Here is a 12644-nt window from a genome sequence, read left to right as displayed (position 1 = left end):
AGGAAAAGAAAACATGACAGCCCTGATTGTTATCCTGGTTATTATCGCCCTGCTGGTGTTCTGGATGGTGTCCATCTATAACCAGCTGGTCACCCTCAAAGGCCGTTTTGAGAACGGTTTTGCCCAAATCGAAGTGCAGCTTAAGCGCCGTTACGATCTGATCCCTAACCTGGTGGAAACTGCCAAAGCCTACCTCAAGCACGAAAGTGAAACGCTGACCAAAGTTACCGAAGCCCGCAACCAAGCGCTGGCCAGCCTCAAAGCAGCCTCTGCACAGCCGGGCAATCCGGATGCTATCAAGGCCCTGAGCGCGGCAGAAAAGCAGCTAACGACCAGCCTGGGTAGCTTCAACCTGCAAATGGAAGCCTATCCGGATCTCAAAGCCAGCGACAATATGGCGCAGCTCACAGAAGAGCTAACCGCCACTGAAAACCGGGTGGCTTTTGCCCGCCAGGCCTTCAATGACGCCGTCACTAATTACAACATTTACCGCCAGTCATTCCCGAATGTGATCATTGCCAACAGCTTTGGCCACACTCAGGATGCCGAGCTGCTGGAATTTGAAGACAGTGCCGCCATCCAGGCCGCGCCGAAAGTCAGCTTCTAAGCCATGGACTTTTATAGCCAGCAGGACAAGGCCCGGCGTAAAACAACGCAGCTGGTGGTGCTGTTTATTGCCGGCTTATTGACCCTGTCACTGGTCACCACCCTGCTCTTTCAGCTGGGAATGAACAGCCAGCAGCAACCAGGGGAACCACCGCTGCCGCTGTTTTCAGTGGTGACTTATGCCTGGGTCAGCGCCGGGGTTGGCACTGCCGCCTTGTTGGCCGCCTTTTTTAAATACATGAGCCTGCGTGGCGGTGGCCGCAAGGTGGCCGAGGCGCTGGGTGGCCGGCGAGTCAGCCCTCATACCCAGGATCGTGACGAGCGGCGGTTACTGAATGTGGTGGAAGAAATGGCCATTGCCGCCGGTGTGCCGGTTCCCCCCGTTTACCTGCTGGAGCATGAAGCCGGCATCAACGCTTTTGCCGCCGGTTTTACCATCAATGATGCGGTAATAGGTGTCACTCGCGGCGCTGTTGAACAGTTTGACCGCGCGGAATTACAGGCGGTGATCGGCCATGAATTCAGCCACATTTTCAATGGTGATATGCGCCTGAACCTGCGCCTGGTGGCGATGCTGTTTGGCTTGCTGTTTGTCGGCGAGCTGGGGCGGCTACTGCTTTACAGCGGTGGCGGCTCGCGCAACAAAAAAGACGGCAACGGTCTGGCCATGCTGGGGCTGGGGTTGGTGATCATGGGCTATCTTGGCATGCTCTGGGCCCGGCTGATGCAGGCCGCCATTAACCGCCAGCGCGAATACCTTGCTGATGCCTCTTCGGTGCAGTTTACCCGCCATCCGGGCAGCCTGGCCTCAGCGCTGAAAAAAGTCGGCGGTCATGCCTATGCCTCCACCATGACCAGTGAAGCAACCCAGACTTACAGCCACCTGTTTTTTGGCCCGGCGCTCAGCGCGCAGTTTGCCGGCCTGTTTGCCAGCCACCCACCGCTGGCCAAGCGCATTCGCCGTCTGGAACCGAGCTGGGACGGCAACTACACCCGTTCGACGCCTCATCAGGGTGAAACGGTGACCGACAAGGCCGTATCGTCAAAAGAGTATCTGGTGACAGCCGGGCTGACCATGGCGCTGGCACTGCCGCATCGCCTGGAACAAAGCAGCCGTGACCCGCACGATGCCCGCTATCTGGTCTATGCATTGCTGCTCGAAGATGACGACACCATTCGCCAAAAACAGCTGGCATTACTGGCAGAGCCAGAGCGGGTTATGCCTCTGGCCGAAAAGCTACAGGAGCTGGAACCCGGACAACGGCTGATGCTGATAGAAAAAGCGGTACCCAGCCTGCGACAAATGTCCGACAGCCAGTATCAGGTTTTTCGAGATACCCTGGTTCAGTTGGCTCATGCCGACGTTAACATCAGCCTGTTTGAATGGATTTTGTATCAGCTGGTCAGCCACCAGGTTGGCCACCAGTACAGTGAACGGGTAGAGCCGAAAGTGCGCTATCGCAAGCTATCCAGCATTGCCAGCCAGGCAGAATTGTTACTGTCGGTACTGGCCTGGCAGGCCAGTGATGATGAACAAGCCGTACGCCGGGCCTTTGGCGCCGGCAGTAACGCCATGGGGCTCTATCAGGGGCAGCTACAACCCATGCCCAAGGCCACTGTATTAGGGCCAGCACTGAAGGCGATGCAAGAAGCTAGCGAAGCCGTGCGGCAACGCTTTTTACGAGGCGCTGTCAAAGCGGTAATGCAAGACGGCCAGATAAGCCCAGAAGAAGCCGAATTCTTCCGGGTATTGGCCGTCTGTCTGGACAGTCCGGTAATACTACCGGCGGCTGACGCCGATAATCAGTCCTGATCAAACTCCAACGCCAGGCGAAAACCTTCGTCTACCGGCTCGCAGCGTTTAACCCTGGCCTGCGCCTCAAATGGTGGCAGGCTGGGTAATCCGCCGGCCATATGTAGAACCAGCAGGGTATTTTCCGCCACCGGTTCGGTTACAGCCACCGCCATGCCGGTCGCACTCAGATCGGCACAGGTACCGGCAACAGCGCGGTCTTCCAGTTGCAAGGTAACGGCGCTATCTACTTTCATGCGGCGGTGATCACGTTGTTCTTGGATCGGGATCATCTCTTAGTCTCCGTGGTGGTTTTATTCACTTTGCCCCATTGTTGGCAATGGTGAGATCTTCACCAACAGATCTGCGAGCGAGATCGCAAAAATGCGCTTACTTAGTCACCACTGGTAAGCCTTTTTTTCAGCTGTTCTCGAAGATTTGCCGGCAGCCCCTTGATGGTCAGGGTGTCGTTCACTGGATCATAGATAACCCGTTCGCCCAGATGCTTTTCTTCAAAACTTACCGACACCCCGGCGCCGGTACCGGAAAACTTCACCAATGGCCGCAGTGCGCTTTGCTCCACCGGAAAACTTTCTTCCAGTCCATAGTCGCCAGCAACGGCAAAATCGGCAAAACGGCTCTGCCCTTCCCAGGGTGGCAGGTTGTCAGACAGCTCAGAAACCGTAACCGGCTCGCCGCTTTGGGCCTTTTCTTTACAGTAATCAAAAACCTGTTTGCCCACCTGCTGGCGTTCCTCACCATCAAGGCCACCGGCAGCACAATAGTCGTCAACGGCACTGAGCAGCGCCCGGCTCTGTGCTCTGGCATCCACCCCTTCCTCACAGCCCAGAAAGTCGAGGAAAAAATCATGCACTTTGCGCCCGGCACGGCCTTTCACAAAGCTGATATAACGGCGCAGTTCCGGCTCTGCCTGCCAGGACGTCAAATCGATACTGGCAGCCAGTTGCAGGCTTTTTAGTTCCAAAAAGCGGGTTTGTCCTAACTCCAGAGCATCGGTAACGGTAACCGAGTCCTGGGCTTTGAGTTGCATCACCAGCAGCTTATCGACTGCTAAATGTTGGTAATGGGCAATCAGCAGGTAGCCGGTTTCCATCAGTTGGTAATGATTCAGCTGCGCCAACAGCAGATCGGCCGCTTTCAGGGAAAAGTCCACAAAACTCTGCTGACCATCAAGATAATTAGCCAGCACCTCGGCAAATTCACTACCACTGTCTTTAAAAGCAGCAAATCCCTTACCGGGCTTGGCTGCGTAACTGCCGTGTAAATCACTGACCAGTTGGCTGACGGCGGTGCTGTTATCCAGTGATTGCTGCCGCGGGTTCAGTACCAGTAGGCCTTCTTGCCCCAGGTCGAGGCGGTGCAGGATAAGGGCTTTGACGGTGGTGCTCATGTAACGATCCGGCTGTGTTTCGGGCGTGCTATCATAGCAGCTTTACTGCCTTATCGAGACCGGCCCATGCCATTTCAGTCCAAATATGACCCTGACCAAATTACCGCTTTATCAGAACAAATGCTGACACTACTGGCCGACCAGCAAGTGCCTGTTGACCTGGCACTGATGGCGCTGGGCAACGCCCTGAGTAACGTTGTTAATGAACATGTGCCGGCTGGCCAGCGTAAAGCCATCACCGAGCAGTTTGCCCGTACCCTGCTGCAAAGTGTCAGCAGCGCCGATCATTAATTGCAGATGGGGCTTTTCAATGTGAAAATGCCCAGCACGCCGTTAGATCAGACATAAAAACAACAGCAGACAAGGCAAATGACGGGACAGGACAAGGACCATCTCGAACCCAGGCTCGCTGAACGCATCTCCAGACTCATTAACTGGGGCCACTGGTTTGCCTTCTTTAATATCCTGCTAGCAATGCTGATCGGCAGCCGTTACCTCGTAGAAAATGGCCTGCCAGGCAGTTTTCTCGGGTTGCTTTATACCCTGGTGACCTGGGTTGGCCATTTTGGCTTTTTGATTTTCTTCCTGTATATCCTGACCCTGTTCCCGCTGACCATTTTACTGCCCTTACCTCGGCTATTGCGGGCTATAGGAGCCTTGCTGGCAACCATTGGTCAGCTCACGCTGCTGGCTGACACCTTTGTGTTTAGCCAGTACCGGCTGCACCTCAATACCTTTATCTGGGAGCTGTTAGCCTCCGGTGAAGGGCAGGTATTGACTCGTCACTATTTCACCTGGATGGCCTTTGGTGGCCTGGCTGTACTGATCTTCGCGCTGCAATTGGTGGCAGGTAACTACCTGTGGAAGCGCCGCCTGCGCTTTAAAGAAAAACGCCTCGGTTTTCACGTGGCTACCGTTTTTGTGTTGTGCTTTTTCAGCTCCCACAGCCTGCATATCTGGGCTGATGCCCGGCTCTATTACCCGATTTTGCGCCAGGGCGCGGTTTTCCCACTGTCATACCCAGCAACCGCCAAAGCCTTTTTGGCCAGCCACGGCCTGCTGGATATGCAGGAATACAACAAGAAACTGCGTGCCGGGGGCACTGGCCAGAGCATGCTGAAACTGCCGACCAAGCTCAGTGGCTGCCATGCCAATAGCCCCAATGTGCTGATGGTGGTGGTTGAAGGCTTGCGGGCTGACGCCCTGAACAGTAAAACCATGCCAAACCTCTGGGCCGAAGCGCAGCAGAGCCTGAATTTTACTGATCACTTCGCCGGTGCCAATGAGCCTAAAGACAGTCTCTTCAGCTTGTTCTACGGTTTGCCGGCGGTGTATCAAAATGCCGTAAAAATGGGCCGGGATGCGCCACTGTTGGTATCAAGCTATCAACAGGCTGGCAAATCGTTAGGGGTTTTTGCCTCCGATAACTTCAAACAGTCCGAGCTGGATAAAACCATCTTTGCCCATGCTGATGCGCCGCATTTCAGGGGCAGCGTGGCTCAGCGCGATAAACAGGCGCTCAGCGCCCTGACGGGCTGGACGGCGCAGCATCCGCACTTTTTCAGCTATCTGCAACTGGGTGCTCCTGCCAGTTTTTCAACGCCGAAAGATTACGCCAACCCATTCCAGCCTGACTGGCCGGTCGTTAACCTGGCCGAGCTGGATAACCAAAGTGACGCCACTGTCGTCAAGAACCGTTATCGTAATGCCGTGCATTATGCCGACGGTTTGCTTGGCAAGCTGTTCAGTCAGTTGAAACAGCAAGGGATCTGGGACAACACCATTGTCGTGGTGACCTCCGATCACGGCATGGAGTTTAACGATACCGGCTCCGACACCTGGGGCTATGGCAGTAACTTCAGCCGCTACCAGACCCAGGTACCGCTGGTGATCCACTGGCCCGGTATGGCAGCCACCAGCTACCAGAAACTGACCAATCATCAGGACATCGCGCCAACCCTGCTAAGCAGTGCATTGCAATGCCAGGAGCCGATCAGCAGTTACAGTTCAGGCCATAGCCTGCTTGGCCCGCAAGGCGACCCTTGGGTGATCCTCGGTGACTTCCACCAGTTTGCCATTTTGCAGCCCGACCGGGTGCTGGTAATGAATAAAATGGGCCAGTACAGCATTCGCGATCGTCAGTACCGGCCTATTCGTGACGCCCATATCCGCGTCGCCCCGATGATGGATGCCTTGCGGGAACTGAAGCGTTTCTATCGCTAAAGTCGGCGGTCGCATAAAAAGCCAGCAAACAGCGCCATTTAGGCAAACTACTACTTGCATGCCAATGCCGGATCAGTAAACTTAGCAGCCGTTGCAGGGCAATTCCCCACGCTTACTGCAACAACGTGGTCAACGGCGCGTAGCGCAGCCTGGTAGCGCACTGTCATGGGGTGTCAGGGGTCGGAGGTTCAAATCCTCTCGCGCCGACCAAAACGAAAAAGCCCTCACCTATCGGTGGGGGCTTTTTTGCGTTACTTGCCGGAGGAATCATGGATTGGGTTGTTTGCCATATTGACGACAGCTTTTCGCACACCATGCTGCTGGAGCGTGGTAGCCAATATCAGATATTGGATGCCGATGCCCTGCCCCACTATCTGGCCGAGCATTATCTGGATCTGGTAGCACAAGCCGGTGAACTGGATGATGAGCAAAAAACCGCAGCCCGGGAACGCTTCGAACAGTTACTGAGCTTCCTCGAAGGACAGGCGCTGATGGATGCCCTCAATGACCTGACCACAGGACTACGGCGCATTGTTTACCTCGACACTCTGGATGCCCTGTGCGAGCAGAGTTCCCCTTTTGCTGATGCCTTACGGATGTTTTTCTGGCAACAGCAAGACCACTACGACGAAGACGACCCGACAGCACCGGTGCCGCCAGCGCAGGCCGAGGCCTTGCTAGACTGTCTTGACGACTTTTTGCTCGAAGGCGACTACCGCCACCTCTGAGGCCACCGGCAGTATGTTATCCTTTTGTGGCTTTACTTATGCCACTGATAAGGAGTAATGATGCGCCGCTTGTTTTGGATCCTGCCACTGGTTGCCTTGCCACTGATGGCGGCACAGCCACCTGCTGCCGCAAAAAAGGAAGAACAAAACAAAGCCACCGTCGCCAGCAAGCGCAGCAATCTGCCACCCCTGATGGAGCGCTACATCCTTGATGAGCTGAAAAGCATGCGCATGGAAATGGCCGACTTCAAAATTTCGGTCAACAAGGAAGTGACTCAGCGGGATATCAACCTGTCTGAGCGGGCTATGAGTTACTCCTCCAACACCGTCTCATACTTTTTCTACCTGATCGCCGGAGGCGCCTCCCTGCTGGCGCTGGTGGGCTGGCAAAGCCTGCGCGATATCAAACGCAACACCAAGAAATTCGCCAATGAAGAAATCACCCGCCTGACTCAGCTTTATGAAAATCGTCTGAAAAAACTCGAACAGGAATTACGCCGTAAAACCTCAGCCATTTCTGATCAGCACCGGGAAATCGAAAAACTGAACGATATTCACTCATTGTGGCTGAAGGCCTCGCAGGACCCCAGCCCGCAGAACAAAATCGAGATTTATGACGAGATCCTGTCACTGCGCCCAGGAGATTTGGATGCCCTCACCCATAAGGCCGATGCCGCACTGATGATGGGCGAGCGGCGTTGGGCGCTGAGTATCTGTAACAAGGTTCTGGCGGTCGATCATGAAAACGCCCATGCCCTGTACCAACGGGCCTGTGCCTGGGCAGGGCTCAATCAAAAAGAACGGGCTCTGTCGGATCTGACCCAGGCCATTGAATTGTCAGAAGCGCTCAAAGAAAGTGCCCGCGACGAAGAGGACTTTGACAGCCTGCAAGATACGCCAGAGTTTCAAACGCTGGTGGAAGTCGCCTGATCAGGGCTCGGCAATGCTGGGCAGATCATCACCGACCAGCAGCAGGTGATTAGCGGTTTTGTCCTGAGGCCCGGGAAAAATCGCCAGATAGCCGCGGCCGGTACGCCAGCGACTGCCATCTTTGGGAAGCGGCAAGGTTAGTTTTTGATAGCGCTTGAGCTGTTTACCTACCAGGCGATACAGCAACAAGGATTTATCGTCATCCTGCACCGCCATGGTTACTCCTGTTTTCAGCGTCACTGCCGCGATCAGCGGGATACTGAACTGGCCGGAGCCAATCGATACCGCCATTTGCGCTTCAATGCCTTTACCCACCGCCTGTAGCCGGCCCTGCCGGTCCAGTTGCTCCAGGTGCAGGTCAACATCGACACTGCCAGTCAGCAGGGCTGACACCACTTTGCCCAGACCCATTTTGACCGACGACGAATACAGATCCTGGCGGCCATCACCGTTAACGTCGGCCAGATTCAGGGCAAAAGGCACACCTTCGGCGTTAAAACGGCTATCCGGGGTAACCGTAAAGGCCAAGCCATTTTCGGTTTTTCTGCCCAGGTGCAGCTCATAGCTGATGTTTTGGTCCAGCAGACTTTTTGATGACAGGTTTTCGATGATCAAATCGCTAAGGCCATCACCGTTGAGGTCCACCAGTTTTTCCACGGAACGAATGCGTAGCTTGGAAAAATCATCGCCGGTACGAAAAGCGCGGCGGGCCGGTGGCGTCAACGCCAGCTCCGGAGCAAAGGAAATAGCTTGCGGCAAAAAACCGTCGGCCGTAGCCAGATACAGTTGCAAGCCTTGGCCCTGCTCTACCAGCAGATCGTCCTTGCCATCGAGGTTCACATCCGCCCAGAAACGCTTCGGTGCCTGATAGCGAACCCCGCCATTAGCCAGATCTGTCATCACGGGTACCGGCAACGTAGCTTGTAATTGCAGGCCTTCATCACCAACCTGATAAACCCGTAAAGCCACAAAGCCCGGCACCAGCAGTTGCTGGCCATGGCACCAGGATACCGCTCGTATGCGGCCTCCGGCCTGGCCCAGCCAGTAGCTGTCAATCTTACCCAGTGGCTGTGAGCGCCCGGCCAGGTAAACCTGGTTACCGGCAAACAGCAGCACTTTGCCGTCAGCCAGAGTGCAGAAATGATCAGCTCCTGGCGGCAATGTAATAGCGCTGGCCTGCCAGCTCCGGGTATCGATGCGGGTTAAAAAGCGCTGCTGTTTATCTTCACCGGCTACCAGCAGCTGCTCATCAGTCTGCTGCAAATCACCGTTAGCCGGTGCTGGCAGTGCCACTTGACGCCAGCGTACTGGCTCAGCGGCGTTGACACTGGTAGTAAGCAAGGCGAGCAGCAGGTAGCGTTTCATTGGGTGCCTTTACAGTGCCGTGGCCAGGGTTTTCTGGTTTAAGGTCAGTTGGCTGCCATTGATCTGAAAATTCAGCTGCAACTGCTGATTGTCATCTTTTACCCAGCCTCGCTCGCTCAACACGTGCAAAATATCTTCGTCAATCGGTTCCAGCGAGCCCAGATGGCGCGGCACTGACAACTGCACTTCCCCTTCGCTTTGCGCCATAAACTGCGACAGGCTGTCAACTTTGCCAGCTTTCAGTTTCAGGTAGCCCTGACCACTCAGTTCGCCGTTACTGGCTACCAGTTTCAGGTTGTCGAAGTGAATTTCACCACCTTTGCCCAATAACTCCGTAAAGCTGTGCAAGAATTCATCGCCATCATCCTGACGGTCCGTCAGCACAATCAGCATTTCCCGCAGGGTGTCAGCCAGTTGCCGCTGGTTCCAGTTTTTCATTTGCAGATCCAGCGCCAGCTGACTGAAGCGATCGGCATTGTATTTGGCATCGTCGGCTCGCCACTGGCTGTTGCGGTCAATGTCATTGCCGTGCTCACGCACTTCGCTGTCAACCTGCAGGCCGTTGAGGCTAAAGAAGGTATTGCCCTGATTCAGGGTCATGGTGCCCAGTTGCGCCCGGCACTGGCGTTGGCTACTGCCCTGGCTGTCAAACTTAAAACCGGAAAGTACCAGACGATTTGCTGCTTGCTGCCATTCCAGGCCATTCCAGTTCAGCTGCGCGTGACGCGCCTTGCCTTGACCGGCGATCTGCAAATCCAGTGGATACAACCGTAAGGAATCATTACCGGAGCGCCATTGCAGCATATCCAAGCGCAGATCCAGCTGGGCACCACCAAGCAAGGACAGGGTGTAATTGGCAACCGCCGGTGTTGCTGAGTCGCCGAACAAGGCTTTCAGGCTTTTCGCCTGGCCTTGCCATACCGGCTGAGTCTGCGCCGAGGCTTGCCAGGGTAAAAATTGGAAATGGTGTTGTAGCTCCAGAACCGTTGGCAGGCCATGTTCTGACAGGATCTGCGCCAGCTTAGGCTCTTTGACCCGCAGGTGTGTCGTAGCACTGGCACTGAGCAAGCCGCTTTGGTAATCGCTGTTACTGGCTTGCAGTTCTGAATTGGCTGATACCTGGCTCAGCCAGTCCAGATACGATTGTTTGGCCTTCTGCCCCATGTAGTAGGTTGCGCCAACCATCCCGGCTGCAAGCAAAGCGCCGCTGATAATGATTTTTTTCAAAGCCTCATCCCTTGTCTATCGCCGTTTTTTAAACGGTCTTTGTCACAGGCCTGGCCATGTTACTGCATTGTAAAGCCTTAAGTACAGGCACAAAAAAGCCCGGCACCTGGCCGGGCTGTAATTTGTGATCCCGTTACTGTTTAGCAGGCAGATCAACGATATGCATTTCCTTGATAAGGTTGTCAGCACCATCGAGTTTTGACATCACCCAGAGCATGTAGCGCGTATCCACATGGATAGAGCGGGTGCTACTGGTAAAGTCCCAGTCAGAGTTGATGGAGTCATAGGTACCATCAAACAATAATCCCACCAACTGCCCTTTAGCATTGAGGGTCGGTGAGCCAGAGTTGCCGCCGGTGGTATCGACAGTCGACAGGAAGTTGACCGGCACCGAGTCCACTGCCTTCATGTAGTAAGGCCCGTAGTCCTTTTCGGCAATGAGCTTCAGCTCCGCTGACGGCGCATTAAAGGGCACTTTACCGGTGTTCTTGGCAGCAATGCCCTGCAAGGTGGTAAACGGCAGATAGCGTGACACGCCCTCCGGGTTGTAGATGGCACCATCCTGAGCATGGGTAATAGTGCCCTTGGCCGGGGTATAGCCTTTGATGTGGCCGTAGGTTACCCGCAGGCTGGAGTTGGCATCCGGGTACACCAGCTCACCCAGGGTTTTCTTATAGGCAATCAAGGCTTCCATATAAGCCGGGCGGGCCGCCAGGAAGCGCCCTTTCATGGCATCGTCCTGATCTTGATCGGCCTGAATGGCCGCAAAGCTGGCCACCACCAGTTTGATGAAAGGATCCTTACTGTCTTTAAAGGCCTGTGGCTTCTTGTTCAGCCAGGCCAGCCGGGTCTTGCTGTCAGTCAGTGTGGTGTGGGCATAAAAACGCCCCGCCGCAGACTTGATGGCGGCCATGCCACCGCTCACATTCAGGGCCTTATCAACGGCCTGGTAGCGTTCAGCTGCGGGCAATTGTGCATAGTGCTTCAGGCCGTAGAGCCACAGCGCCTTATCGACTTTCGGGCTGAAGCGGCGGTCCAGGCGCTGCAAGCCCGCAACCAGGCGCTCGCGATCACGGTTCTGGTAACCCGGTTCACGTTTGGCATCTGGCAGCTGCTGTTGTTTGCTCCACTTGTACAAACGATAAGCCGTGGCAAATAGCTGGCTGTTCCATAGCTGGTTGAGCTGCATGGCCCGCCGTTCCCGCGCCTGTGATTCGCTGATCAGGCTATCAAGGTCCGTCAGCGCCTTAGCGTATTGCTGCTGGCGCCCGGTGTCGGCATTAACCCACTGCTGCAGTTGCTGCTGCAAGGCACTCTTGCGGGCAATCAGGTCACTTTTCGCAAAGCCTTCCAGCTGCCCCTGAAAATTCTTGGCGTAGTTTTTCAGGCCCTGACGATAAGAGGCGTATTTGATGCAGGCATCGTCATCCCCTTTACAGGCCGCACCAATCACATCATTAAGCTGCGCTAGGCGCTGCTGCATGGCCGGGTAATAGTCATTGATGGCAAATTTGACTTCATCGGCGGTGCGGTAGCGGTTGGTAGAACCGGGGTAACCCGCCACCATCACAAAGTCGCCGTCGTTAACGCCACTGCCGTTAATGGTCAGGTAGTGCTTGGGGTGAAACGGCACATTGTCTTTGCTGTATTGTGCCGGCTTGCCGTCTTTGCCCACATAGGCCCGGTAGAAAGAAAAATCACCGGTCTGGCGCGGCCACATCCAGTTATCGATGTCACCACCAAAAACACCCACCGACTCTGCCGGCGCGTAGACCAGGCGCACATCCTTGATCTCCAACTGTTTGAGCAGCCAGTACTGCGCACCGCCATAGTAGCTGAACACGCTGCAACGGTAATTCTCATCCTGCTCACAGTCAGCTACCAGTGCCTTTTCTTTATCTTCCAGCGCGTTAAAACGCTTTTTCCCGTGCAACTGGTCAAGCCCGGCAGTCATTTTGGCGGTGACATCGGTCATTGACTCGGTCACAAAAATACGGCTGCCCGGAGCACCGGGTAACTCTTCGCTATGTTTGTGAGCAAGAAAACCATCGCGGATCAGGTTGCGCTTTTTCGTGGTGTTGTACTGAATAGCCCCATAAGCGCAGTGATGGTTGGTGACGACCAAGCCGTCAGGCGAAACAAAAGAGGCGGTACAGCCACCGAGGCTGATGACGGCGTTCATCGGTGCTTTGGTAAGGTCGGCAAGCTGCGCGGGGGGCACCTGCAGGCCGGCTTTTTCGAGTGTGGTGGCCATTTGCGGCAACTGGCTGGGCATCCACATGCCCTCCGCCGCTATCGCCGAGCTGGCAACAAAGGCGAGCGGTAACAGACGTTTAAACACGGCTTTCTCCATTGCTGTGAT

At 55.1% G+C, this 12644-nt stretch carries 11 protein-coding genes and 1 tRNA gene; 7 read left to right on the top strand and 5 right to left on the bottom strand.

The annotated features are described in order from the left end of the window. Positions 1-13: 13 nt before the first annotated feature. Together WDB70_RS06210 and WDB70_RS06205 are read left to right on the top strand one after the other, a co-directional pair. Positions 14-607, top strand: coding sequence for a LemA family protein (locus tag WDB70_RS06210; protein ID WP_406667671.1), 594 nt, complete (start codon positions 14-16; stop codon positions 605-607). 3 nt (positions 608-610) lie between these two features. Beyond that, entirely contained in the window at positions 611-2419 is a 1809-nt protein-coding gene (locus WDB70_RS06205; protein ID WP_406667669.1) for a M48 family metallopeptidase, read from the top strand. On the opposite strand, the gene WDB70_RS06200 is transcribed toward WDB70_RS06205, so the two are convergent. Together WDB70_RS06200 and yejK are read right to left on the bottom strand one after the other, a co-directional pair. Beyond that, positions 2410-2691, bottom strand: coding sequence for a PilZ domain-containing protein (locus WDB70_RS06200; protein ID WP_406667667.1), 282 nt, complete (start codon positions 2689-2691; stop codon positions 2410-2412). The genes WDB70_RS06205 and WDB70_RS06200 overlap by 10 nt on opposite strands. A 101-nt stretch (positions 2692-2792) precedes the next feature. Then, positions 2793-3809, bottom strand: a complete 1017-nt coding sequence (gene yejK / locus WDB70_RS06195; RefSeq protein ID WP_406667665.1) for a nucleoid-associated protein YejK — start codon at positions 3807-3809, stop codon at positions 2793-2795. Positions 3810-3875: 66 nt separating this feature from the next. On the opposite strand from yejK, the gene WDB70_RS06190 reads away from it, so the two are divergent. The 5 genes from WDB70_RS06190 (at position 3876) to WDB70_RS06170 (ending at position 7690) form a co-directional block, all read left to right on the top strand. Further along, positions 3876-4100 (top strand): DUF1414 domain-containing protein, encoded by a 225-nt coding sequence (locus tag WDB70_RS06190; protein ID WP_406667663.1) that lies wholly within the window; start codon positions 3876-3878, stop codon positions 4098-4100. A gap of 78 nt (positions 4101-4178) precedes the next feature. Continuing rightward, positions 4179-6032, top strand: coding sequence for a DUF3413 domain-containing protein (locus WDB70_RS06185; RefSeq protein WP_406667660.1), 1854 nt, complete (start codon positions 4179-4181; stop codon positions 6030-6032). A 133-nt stretch (positions 6033-6165) separates the two neighbouring features. Further along, positions 6166-6242 (top strand) — tRNA-Pro (locus WDB70_RS06180). 59 nt (positions 6243-6301) lie between these two features. Next, entirely contained in the window at positions 6302-6760 is a 459-nt protein-coding gene (locus tag WDB70_RS06175) for a hypothetical protein (RefSeq protein ID WP_406667658.1), read from the top strand. Between the two features lie 60 nt (positions 6761-6820). Next, on the top strand, positions 6821-7690 hold the full coding sequence (locus tag WDB70_RS06170) for a TPR end-of-group domain-containing protein (protein WP_406667656.1): 870 nt from the start codon (positions 6821-6823) through the stop codon (positions 7688-7690). Here WDB70_RS06170 and WDB70_RS06165 read toward each other — a convergent pair whose 3' ends face one another. The 3 genes from WDB70_RS06165 to WDB70_RS06155 form a co-directional block, all read right to left on the bottom strand. Continuing rightward, positions 7691-9055, bottom strand: coding sequence for an FG-GAP repeat domain-containing protein (locus WDB70_RS06165; RefSeq protein WP_406667654.1), 1365 nt, complete (start codon positions 9053-9055; stop codon positions 7691-7693). A gap of 9 nt (positions 9056-9064) precedes the next feature. Beyond that, a complete protein-coding gene (locus WDB70_RS06160; RefSeq protein WP_406667652.1) occupies positions 9065-10282 on the bottom strand; it encodes a DUF945 family protein in 1218 nt (405 codons plus the stop codon). A gap of 133 nt (positions 10283-10415) precedes the next feature. After that, positions 10416-12623: a S46 family peptidase gene (locus WDB70_RS06155; protein ID WP_406667650.1), complete on the bottom strand. Its 2208-nt coding sequence runs from the start codon at positions 12621-12623 to the stop codon at positions 10416-10418. Between the last annotated feature and the right edge of the window lie 21 nt (positions 12624-12644).

The organism is Gallaecimonas aegicerasi, assembly GCF_045291545.1.
Classification (GTDB): domain Bacteria; phylum Pseudomonadota; class Gammaproteobacteria; order Enterobacterales; family Gallaecimonadaceae; genus Gallaecimonas.
Note: the sequence above shows the minus strand (reverse complement) of the source record. Positions and strands in the feature narration are given on the sequence as shown.